Below are 24,600 nucleotides of genomic sequence, written 5' to 3' on the forward strand. Positions count from 1 at the left end.
CGTCGTAACCGCTGTAGCCGTCCTGCACCTGCGGACATGAAGAGGGCCTCCGCCACCGGCGGAGGCCCTCTTTTGCTGCGTTCCTGCGTTTCCGTCGCCCTGTCCGGCCCCGCCGCGCCTTCCGTTCGGCGCGGCGGTCGCCTTTCCTGGCGGGTCGTTCGACTGTTCGTCTGTTCGGCGTCAGACCGTCCGCCAGGCCATCAGGGCCAGGCCGGGCTCGTCCTTGCGGCGGGTGAGCTGGAGCAGGCCGGTCGACGGGGACAGAGCCGCCGCGACCACCCGGTCCTCGTGGTCCTTGGCGAGCGCCACCACGGCGTCGGCGGGCAGTTGGGGGCCCGACTCGGCCCACCAGGCGCCGGCCGACTCCCGTTCGGTCGGATACGCCGCGAAGGCGACCCGGCCGCTGGCGGAGCGCTGGGCGAGCAACGTGCAGTCGTGACCGTCGAGTTCGGTGCGGATCGCGGCGACCGGACCGGGTCCGGCGGCGGCGAGCACGGGGACGGGATCGGTGCCGGGACGCCACGCGCACACGTCACCGGAGTCGTCGGTGTAGAAGAGGGTGGTGTGCTCCGGGGAGGTGGCCAGCGCCCGGAGGGTGCGGGGCCTGACCGGTGTCTTGAGGGGCTCCTGGAGCACCGGCTGGGTGCCCGGCGCCTCCTGGCTCCAGTGCAGGATCCCACCGGAGACGGCCGCGTAGGCCTGGACGCAGCCGGACTCCCCCGTGACCGCGACCGGCGGCCCCTCGACGCCCTGCCCCTTCAGGTCGCGCCACGGGTCCCAGCCGCCCTTCTCCTTCTGGGCGACCATGCACAGTCCCGTGCCGATGTTGCGGGCGAAGACGTGCGCGCGTCCCTGGGCGTCCACCGCGACGGCGGGCGTGCCGGTGCGGTCGCCCTTCTTGTTGGGATGGCCGATGGGTGTCCAGTCCAGGGCGGCGAGGTGCGGCCGGAAGTGCGCGGAGTGCACCAGCCCCGCCTCCCCCTTCACCGTGGGCCGCCAGGACGCCAGGTGGGCGTAACCGTCGGCGCCCTGGCCGACGGCCGAGGCCGGATACACCTTCTGATCGCCGCCCACCCTGCGTGGGGCCTCCCAGGGCCCGCCCGGGGTACTTTCCGCCCGGCACAGGACGGCGTCGTCCGACATCAGATAGACACCGAGCCGCCCGTCGCGGCCGCGTATGAGCCAGTCGCCGTTCACCCGAACACTTTATGTCGGACCCTTCACGGCGCCTGCGCGAGGGTCACACCCAGGGAGCCGTCCGTGCGACTCTGGGCCCATGGACGACAACGCCGCGCTGCTCGTGATCGTCGACGCCGCGAACGTCGTCGGGTCGGTGCCCGACGGGTGGTGGCGGGACCGGCGCGGGGCCGCGGAGCGGCTGCGGGACCGGCTGGCCGCCGCCGGGCTGCCGGGGCACCGGGGGGCCCAGGAGATCGTCCTCGTCGTGGAGGGCGCGGCCCGCGGGGTGGAGCCGGTGCCCGGCGTACGGGTGGAGGCGGCGCCCGGCAGCGGGGACGACCGTATCGTCGAGCTGGTGGCCGGGTCGGTGGGACGCTCCCGCCTGGTCGTCACGGCCGACCGCGAGCTGCGCCGCCGGGTGACGGAGCTGGGCGCGGACGTGACCGGCCCGCGCTCGGTACGGGACTGAGGCGGGCGGCACCGGAGCCGGCCCCGTGCGGTCACGCGGGGCCGGCTGCCCGGCCGTTACGCCGTGTCGCCGCGGCCCGGCTCGTGGGCCTCGTCCGCGGATGCCGCCTGGCGCCGTCCGAGGAGGCTGTGCGAGCGGCCGTAGAGGAAGTACACGACGAACCCGACGACCATCCAGATGCCGAACCGCAGCCAGGTCTCGGCGGGCAGGTTGAGCATCAGCCACAGCGAGGCGCACACCGACACGATCGGGAGGAACGGCACCCACGGGGTCCGGAAGGACCGGGGCAGGTCGGGGCGGGACCTGCGCAGGATGATCACACCGATGGCGACGACCACGAAGGCGAAGAGGGTGCCGATGTTCACCAGCTCGGCGAGCTCGCTGAGGCTGGTGAAGCCGGCCAGGATCGCGATGAGGACGCCGAGCAGGATGGTCGGCCGGTGCGGGGTCTTGAACCGCGGGTGGACGTGGGAGAAGAAGCGCGGCAGCAGGCCGTCGCGGCTCATCGCGAAGAAGACCCGGGTCTGGCCGAGGAGCAGGATCATGCAGACGGTCGTCAGGCCGACGGCGGCGCCGAAGCTGATGAAGCCGGCGAACCAGGGGTGCCCGGTGGCCTTGAAGGCGTCGGCGAGCGGGGCGCTGACCGACAGTTCGCTGTAGTGCTGCATCCCGGTGACGACGATCGAGACGGCGACATACAGGACGGTGCAGATGATGAGGGAGCCGATGATGCCGCGGGGCATGTCACGCTGCGGGTTCTTGGTCTCCTCGGCGGCCGTGGCCACGACGTCGAAGCCGATGAACGCGAAGAAGACCACGGAGGCGGCGGTGAAGATGCCCATCACGCCGAAGTTGGACGGCGCCCAGCCGAACATCAGCTGGATGAGCGGGGACTGCAGACTGTCGCCGGCCGGCACGGGCTGCGCCTTCGGGACGAACGGGTCGTAGTTCTTGCCGTCGATGAGGAAGGCCCCCGCGACGATCACGGTCAGGACGACGGTCACCTTGATGGCGACCACGACCGAGGTGACCCGCGCGGAGAGCTTCGTGCCGACCACGAGAATGGCGGTCAGCACCAGGACGAGGGCGGCGGCGAGGATGTCGAAGCCGAAGCCGTCGGTTCCCTCTCTGCCGCTGAGCGCCGCCGGCAGGTGCCAGCCCGCGTTGTCGAGCAGCGAGGCGATGTACCCCGACCAGCCGACGGCCACCACCGCCGTGCCGAGCGCGAACTCCAGGACCAGGTCCCAGCCGATGATCCAGGCGGGAAGCTCCCCGAGGGACGCGTACGAGAAGGTGTACGCCGAGCCGGCCACCGGCACGGTCGAGGCGAACTCGGCGTAGCAGAGCGCGGCGAGCGCGCAGGCCACCCCGGCCGCGACGAAGGCCAGGGCGACGGCGGGACCGGCGTTGTTCTTGGCCACCGTGCCGGTCAGGACGAAGATGCCGGTGCCGATGATGACGCCGACGCCGAAGACGGTGAGATCCAGCGCGGACAAGGATTTCTTGAGCGCGTGCTCGGGTTCCTCGGTATCGAGGATGGACTGCTCGACCTTCTTCGTCCGGAAGAGGGTGCTGCTCACGGGGACCTCCCACGCTGTGTCGTCCTCGACATGATCGAGAGGGGGCGTAGACCGTATGCCCCGACGCGGGCGGGTTAACGCGAATGGACCGGTTTCACCACTCTTCACAGTGGTGAAACCGGCCCATCCGGGTGTGTCGGCCTGGCCGGGACGACGTCGGTCGCGTCGGCGTCGGCGTCAGTCGCGCGCGGACTCCACGGAGTCGACCTCGGCGGCCGTGCTGCCGTACTTTCCGTCGAGCCTGGAGACCAGGCCGGTGACCTGACGGGCGATGTCGGGGGCGGTGAGCCCGATCTCGGCCATGACCTCGGCACGGGAGGCGTGGTCGAGGAAGCGGGGCGGGATGCCGAAGTCGCGCAGCGGGACGTCGACGCCCGCGTCGCGCAGGGCCTGCGCGATCGCCGAGCCGACGCCTCCGACGCGGGAGTTGTCCTCCACGGTCACGACCACGCGGTGCCGCTCGGCGAGCGGGGCCATGGCCTCGTCGACGGGCTTGACCCAGCGGGGGTCGACGACCGTGGTGGTGATGCCCTGCCGGTCGAGGAGGGTCGCGATCTCCAGGCACATCGGCGCGAGGGCGCCGACGGAGACCAGCAGCACGTCCGGGGTGTCGGTGCCGCTCTCGCGCAGCACGTCCATGCCGCCGACGCGTCCCACGGCGGGTACGGCGGGGCCCACGGCGCCCTTGGAGAAGCGGACGACGGTCGGCGCGTCCTCCACCTCGACGGCCTCGCGCAGCTGGGCGCGGACCTGGTCGGCGTCGCGCGGGGCCGCGAGTCGCAGGCCCGGGACGACCTGGAGGATCGACATGTCCCACATGCCGTTGTGGGAGGCGCCGTCGGTGCCGGTGACCCCGGCCCGGTCCAGTACGAAAGTCACACCGCACTTGTGGAGGGCGACATCCATCAGGACCTGGTCGAAGGCACGATTGAGGAATGTGGCGTACACCGCGAACACCGGATGCACCCCGCCCGCCGCCAGGCCCGCGGCGGAGACGGCGGCGTGCTGCTCGGCGATACCGACGTCGTAGATGCGGTTCGGGAAGGTGTCCGCGAACTTCTTCAGTCCGACCGGCTGAAGCATCGCCGCCGTGATCGCGACGATGTCCTCGCGCTCCTTGCCGAGCTCGACCATCTCGTCGCCGAAGACCGAGGTCCAGTCGGCGCCCGAGGCCTTGACCGGCAGACCGGTGTCGGGGTGGATGGGGCCGATGCCGTGGAAGCGGTCGGCCTCGTCCTGGAGGGCGGGCTGGTAGCCGCGGCCCTTCTCGGTGAGGCAGTGCACGATGACCGGGCCGCCGAAGCGCTTGGCGCGGGCCAGCGCGGACTCCAGGGCCTCGATGTCGTGGCCGTCGATCGGGCCGACGTACTTCAGGCCGAGGTCCTCGAACATGCCCTGGGGGGCGATGAAGTCCTTCAGGCCCTTCTTGGCGCCGTGCAGCGTCTCGTAGAGGGGTCTGCCGACGACGGGGGTGCGCTCCAGCACCTCCTTGGTGCGGGCGAGGAAGCGCTCGTAGCCGTCCGTCGTGCGCAGGGTGGCGAGATGGTTGGCCAGGCCGCCGATGGTCGGCGCGTACGAGCGCTCGTTGTCGTTGACGACGATGACCAGCGGGCGGTCCCCGTCGGCGATGTTGTTCAGCGCCTCCCAGGCCATGCCGCCGGTGAGGGCGCCGTCACCGATGACGGCGACCACGTGGTCGTCGCGGTCGAGGATCTGGTTGGCCTTCGCAAGGCCGTCGGCCCAGCCGAGCACCGTGGAGGCGTGGCTGTTCTCGATGACGTCGTGCTCGGACTCGGCCTGCGAGGGGTAGCCGGACAGGCCGCCCTTCATCTTCAGCCGGGAGAAGTCCTGCCGGCCCGTGAGCAGCTTGTGCACATAGGACTGGTGGCCCGTGTCCCAGAGCACCTTGTCCTTCGGGGACTCGAAGACCCGGTGCAGGGCGATGGTGAGCTCGACCACGCCGAGGTTGGGGCCGAGGTGGCCACCGGTCTTGGACACGGCGTCGACGAGGAAGGTCCGGATCTCCCCTGCCAGCTGGTCCAGCTCCTCCAGGCTGAGCCGGTCCAGATCGCGCGGTCCCCTGATGCGGGTCAGCAGCGGCACCCGTGCCTCCTTGCAGTAAAAGCTGATCGAGCTGTTGCCGGGCTTGTCGAGTCTAATGTTCCGCCCGGGCTGATCGACTCCGGCCCATGCGTCATAGGTCACGCGAACGGCCGTACCCAGAATGAGCCTTTCCTATGACACGACTGTGCCCGGCATCGATACGGATGCCGGGCACAGCAGGTCACCTGGAGCGTCAGCCGCGACCGGCGGCCTTCTGGCTCTTGCGGGAGATGGAGTCGATGACGACCGCGCCCAGCAGAACACCACCGGTGATCATGTACTGGATCGAGGTGTTCATGTTCAGCAGGTCGAGGCCGGTCTGGATGGACTGGATGACCAGCATGCCCAGGAGGGCCGACCACACCGTGCCGCGGCCGCCGAAGAGGCTCGTACCACCGATGACGGCCGCCGCGATGGCGAGCATCAGGGTGTTGCCGCCACCGGCGTTCAGCGTCGCGGACGCCGTCTGGCCCGCGAAGAACATGCCGCCGACCGCCGCGAAGCCACCGGAGATGGCGAACACGGTGATGCGGACCATCGGCACGTTGATACCGGCACGACGGGCCGCCTCGATGCCGCCACCGACCGCGAAGACCTTACGGCCGTACGTGGTGCGACGGAGCACGAAGTCGACGATCACCAGCGCCGCCAGGAAGATCACCAGCGCGTTGGAGACACCGGAGGCGTTGTTCAGCACGCTCGCCGCCAGGAAGGACGCGACGGCCAGCGCACCGACGCGCAGCAGGATCTCCGTGGTCGGCCGGAACGGCACACCGGCGGCCCGGCGGCGACGCTGCTCACCGAAGTTGCCGATGGCGGTCAGCACGACCGCGAGACCGGCCAGCAGGTAGGCGCCGATGATGGCCTGGTCCATGAAGAAGGAGTTCTGGCCGAGCAGGTGCACCGGGCCGGAGTCCGACGGGATGTTGATCGTGCCGCTGGAGCCCAGCAGCCACAGCATCAGACCGTTCCAGCCGAGGAAGCCGGCCAGGGTGACCACGAAGGCCGGTACGCCGATCTTCGCGAAGAACCAGCCGTGCAGCGCGCCGATGCCGACACCGGTGAGGATCGTCAGGACCAGCGACAGCCACGGGTTCATGGTGTGGTCCACCACGAACACGGCGAACAGGGTGGACGCCAGGCCGCTGACGGAACCGACCGACAGGTCGATCTCGCCGAGCAGCAGGACGAACACCAGGCCGATGGCCAGCATGCCGGTGGCCGACATGAAGTAGCTGATGTTCGAGAGGTTGTCGGCGCTCAGGAAGAGGTCGTTCTTCGCCTGGAAGATGGTCCAGATGACGATCAGACCGAGGACGACGGGGATCTGGCCCAGCTCGCCGCCCTTCACCTTGCGCTTGAACTCGGTGATGTAGCCCTTGAAGCCCTCTTCACGCACCAGCAGGCGCGGGTCGACGACGGTGACCGGCGCGGCGGTCGGGTCGTCGGCGGGCGCGACGGTGGTCTGGTCCTCGATGACGCCGCCGGTCTTCTCGACCTTCCCGGGCTCCGAGGAGTCGCTCTTCACGGTCTTGGACGTGTCGCTCACTTTGCCGCCTCCGCGGTGCGACGCCCCGCACGACGGGTCACGGCGTTGTCCGTGGCCCCGGTGATCGCGGCGATGATCTCTTCGTGGCTGGTGTCCTTCACGGGGAAGGAGCCGTTGTTCTTGCCCAGACGCAGGACGGCCACGGTGTCCGCGACCGCCTTGACGTCGGCCATGTTGTGGCTGATGAGGATGACGCCGAGGTTGCGCTCGCGCAGCCGCTCGACCAGGTCGAGGACCTGCGCGGTCTGCTCGACACCGAGGGCGGCGGTGGGCTCGTCGAGGATGACGACCTTCGGGTCACCGATCAGGGCGCGCGCGATGGCGACGACCTGGCGCTGACCGCCGGAGAGGCTGGCGATCGGGATGCGCACGCTCGGGATGCGGATGGAGAGCGTGGACAGCAGCTCCCGCGCGTTCTTCTCCATCGTCACCTCGTCGATGACGCCTCGGTGCAGCAGCTCACGTCCGAGGTAGAGGTTGCCGACCACGTCGAGGTTGTCGCACAGGGCGAGGTCCTGATAGACGGTCGCGACGCCGAGTCCCTGGGCGTCGTGCGGCCGGTTGATGCTGACCGTCTTTCCCTCCCATTCGATGACGCCCTCATCGATGGGGTGGACACCCGCGATCGTCTTGACCAGGGTGGACTTTCCTGCGCCGTTGTCGCCCACCAGGGCGACCACTTCTCCGGCGTGGACCTCCAGCTCGACGTCGGTGAGTGCCTGCACCGCACCGAATCGCTTGGAGACTCCGCGCAACGCCAGCACGGGCGTAGCGGACACGTGAACCATCTCCTTCGCCGCCTGACCGGCGGGGATGCCGCGCTCATAGACAGGCGCGGAGGGATGTGCGCGGCAGGCGGGGTACGCGATGCCGACGCACGAGGTTTACAAGATGAACATGCGTGAATCCGCTGCGCTTGGCAACGGTTCCGTCCGACGCCCGCCCCGGCAGCGGGGTGTGAGGTGGGGCGGGCGTCGGACAGGTCTCACGCGACCGCTGAGCGGTCGGTAGGACCCGAGGGCCGGCTCGAGATGCGACTCGAGAGGACCCTCGGGACCGGGTGCCTACGGAAGGACCGGCGGACTACTGGAGACCGGCGGCCTTGCAGGCGGCGGCGTACTCGGCGGTGCAGATGTCCGCGACGGTGTACAGACCGTCCTTGATCACCGTGTCCTTGATGTTGGCCTTGGTGACCGACACCGGGGTCAGCAGCTGCGAGGGGACCTTGTCGCCGGAGCCGCTGGTCAGCGTCTCGGTGGCGAGAGCCTTGATGTCCTTGCCCTCCAGCAGGTCGACCGCGAGCTGGGCGGCGGCCTCGGCCTCGGGCTTGAAGGCCTTGTAGACGGTGGAGGACTGGGTGCCGGCGACGATGCGCTGGATACCCGCGAGCTCGGCGTCCTGACCGGTCAGCGGGATGCCGCTGATCTTCGCGCCCTTGAGGGTGTTGGCGATGCCACCGGCCATGCCGTCGTTGGCCGAGTAGACGCCCGCGATGTTCTTGGCACCGAGCTGGGTGATGGCCGCGGACATCTTCTGCGCGGCGACCGTGTCCTTCCAGAGGCCGGACTGCTCGTAGGCGATGTCGACCTTGCCGTCGAGGGCCTTGTGGGCGCCTTCCTTGAACTGGCCGGCGTTCGGGTCGGCGTCGTCACCGTTGATCATGACGATCTTCGACTTGGTGGTCGCCTTGGCGCCGAGGGAGTCGAGCAGGGCCTGACCCTGGAGCTCGCCGACCTTGACGTTGTCGAAGGAGACGTAGGCCGAGACCGGGCCCTGGGCGAGACGGTCGTACGCGACGACCTTGACGCCCTTGTCCACCGCGGACTGGATCGAGGACTTGATCGCGGCGGAGTCCTGGGCCGAGATCACGATGACCTTGACACCCTTGGTCACCATGCTGCTGACCTGCTGGGCCTGCTTGGCCGAGTCGGCCGCGGCGTTCGCGTACTCGAGCTTGCAGTCGGAGCAGAGCGCCTTGACCTTGGCGTCGAAGTACGGCTTGTCGAACTTCTCGTACCGCGCGGTGACGCTGTCGGGGAGCAGCAGGCCGATGGACTTGTTGCCCGAGCTGCTGCTGCCGGAGTCGCTGTCCTTGTCGTCGCCCGCCTTGCCGCACGCGGCAATCGACAGCGCCATGGACACGGCGGTGGCGCCGATCACGACTCTACGCATCGTTGCGTTCATTGGGGTGTGCCTCCCTGACAGGGCCGCAACGCTGCGGCCGAGGTGGCTCGAAGTCAACTCGGCCGCAAGTTCGACGTCAAGAAGTAAATACTTAACGAGATGGCAACGGCCTCATTCGTTCTCTAAGTGAAGACAGGTGTCGCCGCGGTCAGCGTGCCGTCCAAAAGGGTCGAATCACCCATCTCGCTCAGCGCGAGAGCGAGCGCTCCGAGCACCTCCGCGCGGCCCCCAAGTGCCCCTGGAAGAACGGAAAGTTGACGCGCCGCACTCGGGATCGCATAGCGGCCGACAGACTCCCTGATCGGCCCGAGCACCAGCTCACCGGCTTCGGCGAGATCACCGCCCAGCACCACCCGGCTCGGGTTCAGCAGGTTGCAGAGATTGGCGACTCCACTGCCGATGTGTCGGCCGACGTCGGCGATCACCCGACGGCAGCCCGGATCGCCGTCCCTCGCCAACCGCACGACGCCTTCCATCGTCAGATCCGTGCCATGGCTGGACTGGAGGAGCGGGAGCACGTAGCGCGCCGCCGCGAAAGTCTCCAGGCAGCCGCGATTTCCGCAGCGGCAGACGGGGCCGGACTCGTCAAGTGTAATATGTCCGATTTCTCCGGCGGTGCCGCCGGGACCCCGGTAGATCTTTCCCTCGATCACCAGACCGGCGCCGACACCGCTCGCGACCTTGATGTAAGCAAGATCACGAACGCCTCGGCCGCTGCCCCAGACCATCTCGCCGAGGGCGCCCAGGTTGGCGTCGTTGTCCACGTGCACGGGTACGCCGAGCCGGTCCTTCATCTCCTCAGCGGGTCTGGTGCCGATCCAGCCCGGCAGGATGGCGGACGAACCGAGCGATCCGGACTCCAGATCGATCGGCCCGGGCACGCCGAGGCCGACTCCCGCGACCTTCGTACGGTCCACCCCGGTGGCCTCGATCAGCCGGGTGACCAGCTGTTCCGCCCGGTCGAAGCCCTGCGTCGAGGAGGCGTCCACATCCAGTGGCTCGGACTCCTCGGCCAGGACCTGATGGGCCAGATTGCCCACCGCGACACGTAGGTGGGTATGTCCGAAATCCACCCCGATGACGATGCCCGCATCGCCGCTCAGACTGACGCTGCGCGCCCTGCGTCCGCCGGCCGAGGTGGGCGTCACCTCGACGGTTCCGCCGTCCTTGAGCTCGCGCACGATGTTGGAGACGGTCGCGGCGGACAGGCCCGTGCTCCGGGCGATCTCCGCTTGTGTCAGGGACCCGGCCAGACGCACGGCGCGTACGACTCGCTCCAGGTTGGCTCGGTGCAGCGACGACTGCGACCCCGGAGTCTCCACGACGACCTCCTGCGCGCGGGACCGCTTCGATGAGGCCCCGTCTATGTCCAACTAGTGAACTCTAAGCTGAGCCGTTCGGGTCGCCTCCCGTCAAGAGGTTGAACAGTATCCGCATGCGTGCGAAGAGACACGGAGGGTGGCGGAGCCGGGGTTGCGGGGCGTACGGGAGCGGCTGCGGGGCGTTGCGACCAGGGGCTCGACCGGGGCGGGGGTGGCCTGGGAACAGGTGGTGACGGGGAGCGGGGTGGGATGAGCGCTGCGTGGGCTCCCGGTGAGCGCCGGGGGAAGGTGCGGGACGGTGGGTGTGACGGTGGGCGCCAGAGGGCCAGGTAATGAAGGCGAAGCCGGTTTTGTCTCATCTTTTGCCGCCGGCCCCCATGGCGCAGCCCCCAGCCACGAGCGAGAGGAGAACTCGTGCGCCGGGCCGGAACCCGGAGTTGGAGCGGGAGCCGAGGTCCGGCGAAGAGTGCGAAGAGTGCGGGCGGCGCGGGCTTGCGTCGAAACCGCGGCGGGAGACCGACGACGTCACGAACGGCGAGGTAGGCCGACGGAGGCGCGACCGGCCGCGAGGGGGCGGGGACCGGTGACGGAAGGCCCGCGTTGGAAGGCAGGCGAAGGGCATGAGCGGCAACGAAGGCCGGGCCTGGTGAGGCCACGCATGACGCCAACGGCAGGCGTCGGCCGCAGCAACAGGAACAGGAACAGGAACAGGAACAGGAACAGGAACAGGAACAGCAACAGGAACAGCAACAGCAACAGCAACAGCAACAGCAACAGCAACAGCAACAGCAACAGCAACAGCAACAGCAACAGCAACAGCAAACCGTAGCGGGCGAACCGTAGCGGCCAGGTCCCGCCAGGTCTGCGCGGGCGGTTCCGGGAAGCGGGCGCCCGCGCAGACCTGAAAGGTGTCTCGACGCGGGCGCCGGCCGTTCCCCGGAGGGGCTCCTGCTTCAGCGCTCCTACTTGAGCGCCCCCGCGGTCAGCCCCTGCACCACCTGTCGCTGGAAGACGATGTACGCGGCGAGTACCGGCAGCATCGCCATCACGAGGCCCGCGAAGAGCCCCGACCAGTCACCCTTGTAACCCTGGCTGACGGCCAGTTGGACCAGGCCCTGGGTGAGGACGCGTTTGTCCGGATCGGTGTTGAGGACCGTGGGCAGCATGTACTGGTTCCACTGGCCCAGGAAGTTGAAGATACCGACGCTGATCAGGCCCGGCTTCGCCATCGGCACCATGATCTGGAAGAACGTACGACTGTGCGAGGCGCCGTCCACGAAGGCCGCCTCCGCCACCGAGGTCGGCAGCGTACGGAAGAAGGCCGTCAGGAAGAACACCGTGAACGGCAGCGAGTAGGCGATGTAGACGAGGATCAGGCCGTGGATGGAGTTGAGCAGGCCCATGTTGTTCACGACGTAGAACAGCGGGACCAGCGCCAGCATGATCGGGAAGCTCATGCCGCCAATGAAGAGGTAGTAGATGAAACGGTTGCCCGGGAAGTCGAAACGCGCGAGGACGTAGGCCGCCATGGAGCCGAGGACCAGCGTGCCGATGAGTGAACCGCCCACCACCAGGATGGTGTTGAGGAAGTAGTCGCTCATGTTGGCCTCGGTCCAGGCCCGTGACCAGTTGTCGAAGTGCAGCTTGTCCGGCAGCGACCAGGGTGAACCGAAGATGGAGCTGTCGTCCTTGAAGGACGTCATCACCGCCCACAGCAACGGCAGCACGACCATGATCGCCCAAATGACCAGGATGCCGTGTGAGAAGGCGTTGAGGAAGTTTCCTTCTGTTTTCTTCTTCGTAGACGGTTTCTTGGTGGCCAGGTCGACCTTCGTGACGGGAACAGCCGAGCCGGACTCGGCCGGCGGAGGCGCGGGGGTTTCGGTCGTCTTCATCGTCAGTACTCCAGCCGCTCGCGCCGACCCAGCCGCATCACGACCGCGGCGAACGCCAGCGTCACGATGAGCAGGGCGACGCCGATGGTGGTGGCGTAGGCGGCCTGACCGTCACGGAAGGCCTTCTGGTACACGTACAGGACCATGACGGTGGTCGAGTAGTCGGGGCCGCCGGGCCCGGTCGTCATGATCTGCACGACCGCGAACGACTCGGCGCCGAGCGCGAGGATCCCCATGTAGACCCAGCCCGACTGCACGGTGTCCCAGAGCAGGGGCAGGGTGATGCGGAAGAACGTCGCGGCCCGGCCCGCGCCGTCGAGCAGCGCGGCCTCGTACAGGTCCGCCGGGATGGAGGCCATGCCCGCCGAGAACAGGACCACGAAGAAACCGACCGTGGACCAGACCAGCACCGCCATCACGCACCACAGCGCGAGATCCGGGTCGCCGAGCCAGAGCGGCTGGAGGCCGTCCAGCCCGATCCCCCGGAAGAAGGAGTTGATCGCGCCGCTGTCCGGGTTGTAGGCGAAGGCGAACAGCAGCGCCACGATGGCGATCGACAACACTTGCGGAAAGAAGTACACGATCTTGTAGAAGGAAGAGCCCCGGACCCCGGAGATCACCGGGCCGCCCTTCCTTCGCCGTCCACCGACATTGATCATGAAGGCGAAGAACAGCGCCAGGCTGATCGTCACCAGCGGCAGCACGACCGCGAACATCAAGCTGTGCTGCAAGGACTTCCAGAAGATCTCGTCGTCCAGCATCCTCCGGTAATTGTCCAGGCCGACCATCTTGAATTCGGGGCTCAGGCCGGTCCAGTCCGTGAACGAGTAGTAGATGGACTGGATGAACGGCCACACCACGAAGAGCGCGTACAGTCCCAGGGGGAGCGCCAGGAACCCCACGATGAACCGGTACTTGCCGTGCTGCATCGCCACTCCGGTGCTTTTATGGATGCTTCGCCGTGATTCTCACCGTCACTGGTGCTTGTAATGCTTGATCGAGGTGTCTTTCGCGGCCTCGTCGGCGTAGCCCTGGATCTTCTTGATCGCCTCGGCCGGAGTGAGCCGGCCGGCCATCATCTCGCCGAGGCCGGACACCCCGATCTTCTCCTTCTGCAGCTGGACATACCAGTCCTGAAGTCGCGGATTCACCACGTTCTCGCCGGCCTTGTCCAGCGCCGCAACGCCCGACTTGAGGCCGGGGGTGAGGGTGATGCCGTCGGTGCCGCCGTTGTACGCGGTCAGCGACTTGACCTTCGAGGTGAAGTTCTTGGAGGACGCCTCGCTGAGCATGATGCGCAGCTGTTCCATGCCTCCCGCCGTGTTCTTCGCCTTGGCCGGTACGACGAACGGCTCGCCGCCCGAGGCCCAGATGGTGCCGAAGGGCATCTTGTCGGAGGAGTCGATGCCGGTGGGCGCGGAGACGGCCAGGTCGAAGTCGGCGGGGATGACGTTCGCCGACTCGTTCTCCACCCATGAGCCGTTGGGGATGAACAGGGCCTTGCCCTTGGCCCACGCGGTCTGCGACTGGATGTGGTCCAGGCCCGGGGTGCCCTTGAGGATGTACCCCTTCGCGAACAGCTCGTAGTAGGCGTCGAAGCAAGCCTTTACCGCCGGGTGTTTCCAGGCGTTCGGCTCCAGGTTGTCGATGGCGTCGAGGACCTCGCGACCCCCCACCTTCCCGATCATCGGGTACAGCGAGAAGGGGAGGTAGTACGGGTATTTGCCCGCGTACGTCCAGCCCGCGATGCCCTTCTTCTTGGCCTTCTCGCAGACCGCGAGCATCTGGTCCCAGGTCTCGGGGTACGTGGCGTCGAGCGAGTCCAGGGCCTTCTGCGAGTACCAGACGCCGTAGACGGTGTAGGCGTAGTACATGATCCAGACCGGGTCGCCGTCGAACTGGCCCATCTCGACGATGCCGGGGCGCAGGGTGTCGCGCACCTTCTTGTTCGGGTCGTCGTAGGACGCGGCGTCCAGCAGCGGGGTGAGGTCGGCAAGCTGTTTCTTGCCGACCAGCACGCCCATGTCCATCTGCTCGGCGCCGGAGTTGTCGATGAGGTCGGGCGGGGTGCCCTGGTTGAAGCGGGGCTGGAGGGTCGACTGGATCTTCTGGGTGGCCGAGAACTTCACCTTCGCGTCGGGGAAGCTCTTCTCGTAGATCTTGACCGCGTCCTCGGCGTACTCCTTGCCGAAACCGCCGTCGAACAGGACGAATTCCATCTGGGCGGTTTCGTTGACCGCGAGGGGATTCTTCGCGGTCTTCTTGCCGGCCTTGGCCTTGTCCTCGTCGCCCCCGCCGCTGCTGGCGCAGGCGGACAGAAAGCTCATCGTGGGGACGGAGATCAGGCCGAGCGCCGCGGATCTCTTGATCAGGTCTCGGCGGCCGACCCCTACGGAGCCGTTCTTGTCGGAGCCGATGTTCTCGGTGTGGGATCCCATGCTCAAGTCCTCGCCTTCTCCAGGACTCAGGCGGTGCACCGGATCCTTCCCGGCACCGCGGTCAGGTCAAGCAGGGTCGTACGGATCATGCGGTCGGACGGCATCGCCGGATTCGACGGTGAATCGCCGACAGGTATAGTCCACTTCTTGCCAGCGGAGCAAGATCGAATGCAAGGTTGGCCGTTGGTCTTTTCCGAGTTGAGACCTCCCGGAAATATGACCGGCCGGTGGGCACCTTGCCGGAAAATTGCATGACATGAGCCTCGCCTGGCGCAATCAACATCCTTGACATCACTGTCCACTTGGCCACCTACTGATTCCTGCGCAACCAGGAGGACAACGTTGTCCGGGGCGTTGTCCGGCGCGGGGAGGGTGCTCACGCATGCAGCGGTTGGGGCGGTTGCGGGCGGTCGTGATCACGGCTGCTCTGGTCATGACGGTCGGCGCACAGGGGACGGCGGTCGCACTGCCCTCCCCGGTGCCGATACCGGGCCGGGGGTTCGCCTCGTCCTTCGAGGCGGGTGAACACGCCCCCGACTGGCAGAGCACCGTCGACACCACGCCGGGCGGCGGCAAGCGGGCCTCGGGGGTGGACGGCGGCTACGGCGGCGGGCTCCCCGGCGATGTGACCGACCGGGTCACGGACGTCCGGGCGAGCGCGGAGAACACGGCCGGTGGCGAGGTGAAGGAGAATCTCGTCGACGGCGAGGCGAGCACCAAGTGGCTGGCGTTCGCGTCCACCGGGTGGGTCGAGTTCGACCTCGACGAGCCCGCGCGGGTAAACGCTTACGCACTCACCTCGGCCAATGACTCCGCCGAGCGCGACCCCGCCGACTGGACCCTCTCGGGCTCGGCGGACGGCACCGCCTGGACCCCCCTGGACACCCGCTCCGGGGAGGCCTTCGCCGAACGGTTCCAGACCCGTACCTACACGCTCGCGGCCCCGGCCGAGTATCGGCGCTTCCGGCTGGAGGTCACCCGCAACCACGGCGCCGGGATCCTCCAGCTCGCCGACGTGCGGTTCGGCACGGGCGGCAGCGACGGGCCCGTCCCGCCGGACATGCTCACCGTCGTCGACCGGGGCCCGAGCGGCTCACCGACCGCGAAGGCGGGCGCCGGGTTCAGCGGGCGCCGTGCGCTGCGTTACGCGGGTCGGCACACCGCTTCCGGCCGGGCCTACTCGTACAACAAGGTTTTCGACGTGAATGTCCGGGTCGGCACCCGCACACAGCTGGCGTACCGGATCTTCCCCGGGATGGCGGACGGCGACCGCGACTACGCCGCGACAAACGTTTCCGTGGACCTTGCTTTCACGGACGGCACGTATCTGAGCGGGCTCGGGGCCAGCGATCAGTACGGCTTCCCGTTGTCGCCTCGCGGGCAGGGCGCCGGGAAGGTGCTGTACGCCAACCAGTGGAACGACGTGAAGTCCGCGATCGGGACGGTGGCGGCCGGGAAGACCGTCGACCGGATTCTCATCGCCTACGACTCCCCCGGCGGGCCGGCCCGGTTCAGGGGCTGGGTGGACGACATCGCGCTGCGCACGCCCGCCCCTGAGGCGGCGAAAGCGCATAAGTCGGACTACGCGGTGACCACCCGCGGCACCAACTCCAGCGGGAGCTTCTCGCGCGGAAACACGTTTCCCGCCACGGCCGTGCCGCACGGCTTCAACTTCTGGACGCCGGTGACCAACGCGTCCTCGCTCGGCTGGCTGTACGACTACGCGCGGGCCAACAACGCGGACAACCTGTCGACGATCCAGGCGTTCAGCGCGAGTCACGAGCCGAGTCCGTGGATGGGCGACCGGCAGACCTTCCAGATGATGCCGTCGGCCGCGGCAGGCGTCCCGGACACCGGGCGGACGGCACGGGCCCTGCCCTTCCGGCATGTGAACGAGACCGCCCGCCCGTACTACTACGGAGTCCGTTTCGAGAACGGTCTCACAGCGGAGATGGCACCGACCGACCATGCGGCCGCCCTGCGCTTCACCTACCCGGGCTCGGACGCGAGCGTCGTCTTCGACAACGTGACCGACCAGGCGGGGTTGACCCTGGACAAGGAAGCAGGCGTCGTCACCGGTTACTCGGACGTGAAGTCGGGACTGTCGACGGGAGCGACCCGGCTGTTCGTGTACGGCGAGTTCGACGCCCCGGTGACGGAGGGTTCATCGAGCGGGGTAAAGGGTTACCTGCGTTTCGACGCGGGCGCCGACCGCACGGTCACCCTGCGCCTGGCGACCTCCCTCATCAGCGTCGACCAGGCCCGCGACAACCTCCGCCAGGAGATCCCGCAGGACACCGACTTCGACACGGTCAAGCAGCGCGCACAGCGGCAGTGGGACAAGCTCCTCGGCACCGTGGAGGTCGAGGGCGCGAGCCAGGACCAGCTCACGACGCTGTACTCCAGCCTGTACCGGCTCTACCTGTACCCCAACTCCGGTTTCGAAAAGGTCGGTTCGACGTACCAGTACGCGTCGCCCTTCTCCCCGATGCCGGGCCCGGACACCCCGACGCACACCGGCGCGAAGATCGTGGACGGCAAGGTGTACGTGAACAACGGTTTCTGGGACACCTACCGGACGACCTGGCCGGCCTACTCCCTGCTGACACCCACTCAGGCCGGTGTGCTGACCGACGGGTTCGTCCAGCAGTACAAGGACGGCGGCTGGACCTCGCGCTGGTCGTCGCCCGGGTACGCCGACCTGATGACCGGCACCTCGTCCGACGTCGCCTTCGCGGACGCGTTCGTCAAGGGAGTCGGCTTCGACGCCAAGTCGGCGTACGAGGCGGCCCTCAAGAACGCGACGGTCGTGCCCCCGGCGTCGGGAGTGGGCCGCAAGGGCATGTCCACCTCGCCCTTCCTCGGCTACACCGGCACGGCGACGCACGAGGGTCTGTCGTGGGCGCTGGAGGGCTACCTCAACGACTACGGCATCGCCCGCATGGGCCAGGCCCTGTACCGGCAGACCGGCGAGAAGCGCTACCAGGAGGAAGCCGACTACTTCCTCAACCGCGCGCAGGGCTATGTGCACCTCTTCGACACGAAGGCCGGGTTCTTCCAGGGGAAAGACGAGAAGGGCGACTGGCGGGTGCCGTCGCAGACCTACGACCCGCGGGTGTGGGGCTACGACTACACCGAGACCAACGGCTGGGGCTACGCCTTCACCGCCCCGCAGGACAGCCGCGGCCTGGCCAACCTGTACGGCGGCCGGGACGGTCTGGCGAAGAAGCTCGACACCTACTTCGCCACCCCGGAAACCGCTTCCCCAGAGTTTGTGGGTTCGTACGGCGGCGTCATCCATGAGATGACCGAGGCGCGGGACGTGCGGATGGGCATGTACGGGCACTCCAACCAGGTCGCCCACCACGCGATCTACATGTACGACGCGGCCGGGCAGCCGTGGAAGGCACAGGCGAAGGCCCGCGAGGTGCTCGCACGGCTCTACACGGGCAGCTCGATCGGGCAGGGGTACCACGGCGACGAGGACAACGGCGAGCAGTCGGCCTGGTATCTGTTCTCCGCGCTCGGCTTCTACCCGCTGGTGATGGGAAGCGGCGAATACGCCGTCGGGTCACCGTTGTTCACCAAGGCGACCGTGCACCTGGAGAACGGCAAGGACCTGGTCGTCAAGGCGCCGAAGAACAACGCCAAGAACGTGTACGTACAGGGCCTGAAGGTCAACGGCCGTGCCTGGACGTCGACTTCTCTGCCCCACACGCTGCTTGCCAAGGGTGGCGTCCTGGAGTTCGACATGGGACCGCGGCCCTCGTCGTGGGGGTCCGGAAAGAACGCGGGGCCGGTTTCGATCACGCAGGACGACAAGGTGCCGGCGCCGCACACCGACGTGCTGAAGGGAGCGGGCGCACTGTTCGACGACACGTCGGCAACGCAGGAGACGGTGTCGGGCGCGCTCGACCTGCCGGTCACCACCGGTACCAAAGCGGTGCAGTACACCCTCACATCGGCCGACCACACCCAGGCGCCGACGAGTTGGGTACTCCAGGGCTCCGCAGACGGCCTGACGTGGACCGACCTGGACCGGCGCGTCGGCGAGACCTTCCCGTGGGACCGGCAGACACGTGCCTTCACGATCGAGCGGCCGGGCACGTACGCGCACTACCGGCTGGTCCTCGACGGCGACACGGGAGGGGCGGGCACCGAGGGCGAACCGAGAGAGCTGGGCACCGAGGGCGCGACGAGCAAAGCTCCCGCCGGAGCCGGAGCGAGCCAAGTCAGCCTCGCCGAAGTGGAGTTGTTGTCTTGATCTGGTAACCAACAGCGACGGCGTGCTGTACCGGGCGTCACGCGTCTTCCAGAATGATCAGGCCGCCCGCGGACACCGGGCGGCCCGTCATGGAGGGGGAAAACGGAACATGAGCATCATCAGACGGTTCACGGGACTGCTCGCGGGTGCGGCGCTGGGAGCGGGGGCCCTGTTCGCGACAGCGGCTCCGGCGCAGGCGTACAGCCCCAACCCGGTGTTCCAGGCCTACTACTACGACACCGACAACTGCCCGTGCAGCGGCGGCAACCTCACCGACCCGTTCGACAACACGTACTTCGCGAACGACGCCGGCGGCCAGGCCGTGAAGATGGAGCTGACCAGCTCGGGGGCGTTCGTCGGCAAGGTGGAGTTCCACCCCAACGACGAGAAGCTGTGGGTGTACGACACCGCGAACGACGGTGACACGTACTACGTCAAGGTCGGCTACACCTCCGGCGGCGTGAGCCACAACCTGGGCACCTTCAGCCCGCCCGGGACCACGGCGGTGCTGGACTACCAGGTCATCGACTTCGACCTGCCCGAAGGCGCTTACGTCGACATCTCCGTCTACGACGACGCGGCTCTCACCGACCTCATCGGCGCAGCCCGCGGCACCGGCTCGGCCATCGCCTAGGCAAGCCCGGACCACCCGGAGGGACCATGCCGCTCACCGTGCCCGTCCTGCCCGAGGGGATCGACCCCGCCTGGCTGCCGCCGGAGGCCTTCCGGCCGGTGGGCAGCCGGCGAACGCTGGTCGACGGCGTGGGCCCGCTGGTCGACACGGTGCACGGTGAAGTGGCTTACGCCTGCGCTCAGTTCGGCGGCGAGGTGGTCGTACGGGACCGAGGCGAACCGGGCGCCCCGTCCTCGTACGACCTCGTGCTGCGGGTGGCGGAGACAGGTGGCTCCGGTGACACCGGTCCGGGTCCCGGAGGTGTCGGTGGCCCAGGTGGCCCGGCTGGTGTCGGTGAACTCGGCGCAGAGGGGTTCGTCCTTGAGCGCGCCGACGGAACCACCACCGTCACCGCCACCGGTCAACCCGGCTTGCTGTACGGCCTGTTCCATGTCGTACGGCTCGGTGAGGACGCCTTCCGGAGCACGCGAGAGCGTGAGGCACACCGCCCGTCGACGGCACTGCGGATGCTGGACCACTGGGACAACGTGGCCGTGCATCCGGTGATGGGCCAGGTGGAGCGCGGGTACGCGGGCGGCTCGCTCTTCTGGGAGAACGGACGAGCCCGGCACGAGTCGGAGCGGGTACGGGCGTACGCCAGACTTCTCGCGGCCTGCGGGATCAACGCCGTCTCGGTCAACAACGTCAACGTGCACGAGACCGAGGCGCACCTCCTGACCGACCGGATCGGCGAAGTCGCTGATATCGCACGAGCGTTGCGTCCGTACGGGATCCGCACCCATCTGTCCGTGACCTTCGCCGCGCCGGTCGTGCTCGGCGGACTGGCCACCGCCGACCCGCTGGACGAGGCGGTGCGCGGCTGGTGGGCGAAGGCCGTACGAGGTGTGTACTGCGCGATCCCCGACTTCGGCGGGTTCGTGGTGAAGGCCGACTCGGAGGGCCAGCCGGGCCCGTTCACCTACGGCCGCTCACACGCGGACGGCGCGAACATGCTGGCCGCGGTACTCGCTCCGCACGGCGGCACCGTCCACTGGCGGGCGTTCGTGTACGACCACCACCAGGACTGGCGGGACCGTTCGACGGACCGGGCGCGGGCCGCATACGACCATTTCGCCTCGCTGGACGGGAAGTTCGCGGGTAACGCCGTGCTCCAGGTGAAGCACGGGCCGATGGACTTCCAGGTGCGTGAGCCGGTCTCGCCGGTGCTGGGAGCCCTGCCGCGCACCCGGGTCGCAGTGGAGGTGCAGGCCACTCAGGAGTACACCGGGCAGCAACGGCATGTGTGTTGGCTGGGTCCCATGTGGAGCGAGGCGCTGCGCTTCCGGCCGGAGGGTGAACCGCGCCCGAGCGTCGCGGAGTTGTCGCGGGGCGGGCTCGTGGCGGTGGCCAATGCCGGTGACGACCCGTTCTGGACCGGGCATCCGCTGGCACAGGCGAACCTCTACACCTTCGGCCGGCTCGCGTGGCAACCGGCTGCCGACCCGCATCGGATCCTGGACGAGTGGATCGCGCTCACCTTCCCCTCAGCCTCGGAGCGGCTGGCCGCCGGGCTGCGGGCGGTGCTGCACGGCTCCTGGCGGACGTACGAGAAGTACACCGCGCCGCTCGGCGTCGGCTTCATGGTGCAGCCGGGCCACCACTACGGGCCGAGTGTCGACGGCTACGAGTACAGCCCGTGGGGGACGTACCACTTCGCGGACCGGGACGGGATCGGCGTCGACCGGAGCGCGGCCACCGGCACGGGGTATGCGGCGCAGTACGCCAAGCCCTGGGCCGAGCTGTACGAGTCCGCCGCGTCGTGTCCGGACGAACTGCTGCTGTTCTTCCACCATGTGCCGTACGGGCATGTGCTGAGGAGCGGGAAAACGGTTGTGCAGCATATCTACGACACGCACTTCGAAGGCGTGGAGGAAGCCGAGGAGGCCCGCCGGGTGTGGGCGGGCCTCGCGGACCTGGTGGAGCCGGCGTGGCACGCGCGCGTGGCGGAACGGTACGAGGAGCAGGTGCGCGGCGCACGCGAGTGGCGGGACCAGGTGAACAGCTACTTCCTGCGGAAGTCCGGAATCCCGGACGCTCGGGGACGCACGATCTACTGAAGCCGGAGGAGAGCCACGCCCAGCGGGTCCAGGGTGAGCACGTCGCCCTGTTCGAGCCGTTTGCCGGTGAGGAGGTCGGTCGCGGCTGTGTGGGCGGGCAACGAGGCCGGCTCAGCTGCGTGGTTGAGGAGAAAGAGGAGACGGGTTCCGTCCGGTGTGACGCGGGTGGCGGTCTCGACGGTGTGGTGGTCGGCGTAGGGGCCGATCAGGTCGTGGCGGGCGAGCACCTGGCGGACGACGTGGTCGACGCCGGGCTGGTCGAGGGCGGTCGCCACGTACCAGGCCTGGCCGGCGCCGAAGTGGTGCCGGGTGACGGCCGGGGTGCCGGCGTAGAAGTCGGCGCCGTAGGTGGCGACCGGTTCGGCGCCGCGGAGCTGGACGAGCTCGAAGACGAGCCGGGCCCGCGCCACCAGATCCCCCAGCTGTACTGGCTGTTCGGCCTCGCCCTGCCGGGCGTCCCATTCATCGACGCGGATACCCATGAGCGGGGCCAGCGGGCCGGGGACGTCGGCGAGGAAGGCGCGGTCGTGTTCGTCGGAGCGGGCGGTGAGGAAGGTGGCGAGGACGGTTCCGCCTCGTCGGGCCACCGCCTCGAGGCGTTCCGCCAGGTCTCCCTTGACGAGGTGGAGTACGGGGGCGAGGACCACGTCGTACGGCGTGAGATCGGCGGTCACCGCCACGACATCGACGTCGGCTCCTGCCTCACGGGCGGCTCGGTAGTAAGCGTGTACGACGTCCTGGTACCGGACCAGTCGCGAGGGGCCGTCGGAGATCTCCAGCGCCCACCAGCTGTCCCAGTCGAAGAGGAGCGCGGTGCGGGCCGGGGTCCGGGCACCCAGGGTGGCCGCTCCGAGCTCGCCCAGTTCCCGGCCGAGGGCGGCGACTTCACGGAACACGCGGGTGTCGTCGCGGCCCCCGTGGCCGATGACGGCGCCGTGGTACTTCTCGCAGGCGCCACGTGAAGCGCGCATCTGGAAGTACAGGGCGGCGTCCGCCCCGTGGGCGATGGCCTGCCAGGTGGCGAGACGGAGTTCGCCCGGGCGGCGCAGCGGGTTGACGTCGCGGCAGGCGGTGGTGGACGGGGTCTGCTCCATCAGCCAGAACGGGGCACCGTCCTTGAGGCCGCGCATCAGGTCGTGGGCGAGGGCGGGCCGGGTGGGCGGGGCGTCGAGGGGCGGGTAGTTGTCCCAGGAGGCGAAGTCGAGATGGGGCGCCCAACGGTGGTAGTCGAGCGGACGGTAGGCGCCCATGAGGTTGGTGGTGACGGGTGTGTCGGGGTCGTGGGCGCGGATCGCCTCCTTCTCACCGGTGAAGCAGCCGAGCAGGGCCTCCGTCATGAAGCGCTGGTAGTCGAGGGTGATGCCCTGGAAGGCGGTGTGGTCGGGGCCGCGCCAGTGTTCGGTGAGAGCGCTCGGCGGCTCGATCTGGTCCCAGTCGGTGTAGCGGTGCGACCAAAAGGTCGTCCACCATGCGTCGTTGAGCGCGTCGAGCGTGCCGTGCCGCTCGCGCAGCCAACCGCGAAAGGCGTCGGCGCACAGGTCGCAGTAACAGGTTCCGCCGTACTCGTTGTTGATGTGCCAGGCCAGCAACGCCGGGTGGTCGACGTACCGTTCGGCGAGACGGCCGGCCAGAGCCGTGGCGAGTCGACGGTACGCGGGTGAACTGGGGCAGAAGTTGTGCCGTTGGCCGTAGCGGTGCCGGCGGCCCTCGAAGTCGGTGCGGTTCACCTCGGGGTACTTCTTCGCGAGCCAGGGCGGGACGGCGGCGGTCCCGGTGGCGAGGCAGATCTGCCGGCCCTCGGCGGCGGCGCGGTCGAGGATGCCGTCGAGGATCGTGAAGTCGTAGACGCTTTCGTCAGGTTGAGTGAGCGACCAGATGAAGACACCCACGGTGAGCGTGTCCACTCCGGCCTGGGTGAACAGACGGTGGTCCTCGTCCCGGACGTCCTGCGGCCACTGCTCGGGGTTGTAGTCGCCGCCGTACGGGATCCTGTCGGTGCGCGGGAGACGGCCGTCGTTTCCGGCGTCGTTTCCGGTGTCGGGCTCGGTCATACGGTGAAGTCCTCCTGGGTCTCGGCGATCACCGGGCCGCTCGACCTCAGCAGGGAGAGCAGCAGCGGTGCGGCCAGCAGGGCGGGCAGGGCTTCCGTGAGCAGGGCGGTCAGAGCGCCGACCAGGACGAGCAGGGAGGCTGCGGCGAGGGTGGCGCGGCCCCGCCGGAGCAGGAAGTACGCGGCGAGCCGGGCGGTGTCACGGGCGCGGAAGGCGAACAGCGAGGTGAGGACGAGCGCGTGGGCGCCCCAGAGGAGCGCAGCCACGCCGATCACCCCGAGCAGCACCGCCCACCAGCCGGGCAGGCCGGTGGCGGCGAAGTGGGTGAGGGTGAACGCGATCACGGTGAGCCAGGCCAGCAGGGGTGCCCAGAGCTTCAGCGCGGGAAAGACGTTGAGACGCCAGCCACGCAGGTAGCAGCGGGCCGGGTGGAGGTCGGTGAGGTCGCGGCTGCGGTGATGCAGGGCGTACAGCGCGGCGGACAGGGCCGGGCCGAGCGGCAGCAGGCAGCAGGCGGCGAGGGGCAGGTTCGCCGGTTCGGGGCCCAGGAAGAGCAGGCCGACCAGTCCGGGGGCGGCCGTCGCGAGGAGAAGGCCCTCGACGGTGAGGAGGGTGTGCAGGAGGGCGACGGCTCGGGACAGGGGTCCGGTGCCGAATCCGCCCGCGGTGGTCGCGGTGCTCATGAGGCTTTCCTTGCCGTCGGCGGGCTGCGGCGGGGGTAACCGGTTCCGGAATCATTCGGCCCGCGGCCCGGGCGGCCCAGCTGCGCAGTGGCCGGCGACGGGGGGTCGGGAAACCGGTATCGAAATCCCTCATGTGGCGGTTCATGAGATCGT

General features: G+C 68.7%; 17 protein-coding genes. 4 read left to right on the top strand and 13 right to left on the bottom strand.

Going from position 1 to position 24,600, the window contains the following annotated elements:
- Positions 1 to 180: 180 nt before the first annotated feature.
- Positions 181 to 1,197 (bottom strand): hypothetical protein, encoded by a 1,017-nt coding sequence (locus tag OG933_RS11785; protein ID WP_405626962.1) that lies wholly within the window; start codon positions 1,195 to 1,197, stop codon positions 181 to 183.
- A gap of 79 nt (positions 1,198 to 1,276) precedes the next feature.
- Between OG933_RS11785 and OG933_RS11790 the strand changes: the two genes are divergently transcribed.
- Entirely contained in the window at positions 1,277 to 1,648 is a 372-nt protein-coding gene (locus OG933_RS11790; RefSeq protein ID WP_362531162.1) for an NTP pyrophosphohydrolase, read from the top strand.
- A 56-nt stretch (positions 1,649 to 1,704) separates the two neighbouring features.
- Here OG933_RS11790 and OG933_RS11795 read toward each other — a convergent pair whose 3' ends face one another.
- The 10 genes from OG933_RS11795 to ngcE all read right to left on the bottom strand — a co-directional run bounded on the left by OG933_RS11795 (position 1,705) and on the right by ngcE (position 14,719).
- Positions 1,705 to 3,228, bottom strand: coding sequence for an amino acid permease (locus OG933_RS11795; RefSeq protein WP_362531165.1), 1,524 nt, complete (start codon positions 3,226 to 3,228; stop codon positions 1,705 to 1,707).
- 177 nt (positions 3,229 to 3,405) lie between these two features.
- A complete protein-coding gene (gene dxs, locus OG933_RS11800) occupies positions 3,406 to 5,331 on the bottom strand; it encodes a 1-deoxy-D-xylulose-5-phosphate synthase (protein WP_362274671.1) in 1,926 nt (641 codons plus the stop codon).
- A 193-nt stretch (positions 5,332 to 5,524) separates the two neighbouring features.
- Positions 5,525 to 6,880 (bottom strand): sugar ABC transporter permease, encoded by a 1,356-nt coding sequence (locus OG933_RS11805; RefSeq protein WP_405626964.1) that lies wholly within the window; start codon positions 6,878 to 6,880, stop codon positions 5,525 to 5,527.
- Positions 6,877 to 7,668, bottom strand: coding sequence for an ATP-binding cassette domain-containing protein (locus OG933_RS11810; protein ID WP_362531167.1), 792 nt, complete (start codon positions 7,666 to 7,668; stop codon positions 6,877 to 6,879). Before OG933_RS11810 ends, OG933_RS11805 begins: the two co-directional genes overlap by 4 nt.
- Before the next feature lie 295 nt (positions 7,669 to 7,963).
- A complete protein-coding gene (locus OG933_RS11815) occupies positions 7,964 to 9,052 on the bottom strand; it encodes a substrate-binding domain-containing protein (protein WP_362531170.1) in 1,089 nt (362 codons plus the stop codon).
- Positions 9,053 to 9,186: 134 nt separating this feature from the next.
- Entirely contained in the window at positions 9,187 to 10,386 is a 1,200-nt protein-coding gene (locus OG933_RS11820; protein WP_020125212.1) for an ROK family transcriptional regulator, read from the bottom strand.
- Positions 10,387 to 10,911: 525 nt separating this feature from the next.
- Positions 10,912 to 11,202 carry a hypothetical protein gene (locus tag OG933_RS11825; protein WP_405626966.1) on the bottom strand — a complete coding sequence of 97 codons (291 nt, stop codon included), beginning with the start codon at positions 11,200 to 11,202 and terminating at the stop codon, positions 10,912 to 10,914.
- A 146-nt stretch (positions 11,203 to 11,348) separates the two neighbouring features.
- Positions 11,349 to 12,281, bottom strand: a complete 933-nt coding sequence (locus OG933_RS11830) for a carbohydrate ABC transporter permease (protein WP_405626969.1) — start codon at positions 12,279 to 12,281, stop codon at positions 11,349 to 11,351.
- A gap of 2 nt (positions 12,282 to 12,283) precedes the next feature.
- Positions 12,284 to 13,210: a carbohydrate ABC transporter permease gene (locus OG933_RS11835; protein WP_054243397.1), complete on the bottom strand. Its 927-nt coding sequence runs from the start codon at positions 13,208 to 13,210 to the stop codon at positions 12,284 to 12,286.
- Positions 13,211 to 13,255: 45 nt separating this feature from the next.
- Positions 13,256 to 14,719 carry an N-acetylglucosamine/diacetylchitobiose ABC transporter substrate-binding protein gene (ngcE, locus tag OG933_RS11840; RefSeq protein ID WP_385255905.1) on the bottom strand — a complete coding sequence of 488 codons (1,464 nt, stop codon included), beginning with the start codon at positions 14,717 to 14,719 and terminating at the stop codon, positions 13,256 to 13,258.
- Between the two features lie 382 nt (positions 14,720 to 15,101).
- Between ngcE and OG933_RS11845 the strand changes: the two genes are divergently transcribed.
- From OG933_RS11845 to OG933_RS11855, 3 genes are all read left to right on the top strand, one after another.
- Entirely contained in the window at positions 15,102 to 18,983 is a 3,882-nt protein-coding gene (locus OG933_RS11845) for a GH92 family glycosyl hydrolase (protein ID WP_405626970.1), read from the top strand.
- 109 nt (positions 18,984 to 19,092) lie between these two features.
- Positions 19,093 to 19,617, top strand: coding sequence for a hypothetical protein (locus tag OG933_RS11850; protein ID WP_362531182.1), 525 nt, complete (start codon positions 19,093 to 19,095; stop codon positions 19,615 to 19,617).
- A 26-nt stretch (positions 19,618 to 19,643) separates the two neighbouring features.
- Positions 19,644 to 21,713: an alpha-glucuronidase gene (locus OG933_RS11855; RefSeq protein ID WP_405626972.1), complete on the top strand. Its 2,070-nt coding sequence runs from the start codon at positions 19,644 to 19,646 to the stop codon at positions 21,711 to 21,713.
- On the opposite strand, the gene OG933_RS11860 is transcribed toward OG933_RS11855, so the two are convergent.
- Entirely contained in the window at positions 21,707 to 23,764 is a 2,058-nt protein-coding gene (locus OG933_RS11860; RefSeq protein ID WP_405626973.1) for a beta-galactosidase, read from the bottom strand. The two genes, OG933_RS11855 and OG933_RS11860, sit on opposite strands and share 7 nt — an antisense overlap.
- Positions 23,761 to 24,447, bottom strand: a complete 687-nt coding sequence (locus OG933_RS11865) for a hypothetical protein (RefSeq protein ID WP_405626976.1) — start codon at positions 24,445 to 24,447, stop codon at positions 23,761 to 23,763. Before OG933_RS11865 ends, OG933_RS11860 begins: the two co-directional genes overlap by 4 nt.
- Positions 24,448 to 24,600: the final 153 nt, after the last annotated feature.

This window comes from Streptomyces sp. NBC_00016 (assembly GCF_045040885.1).
Lineage (GTDB): Bacteria > Actinomycetota > Actinomycetes > Streptomycetales > Streptomycetaceae > Streptomyces > Streptomyces coriariae.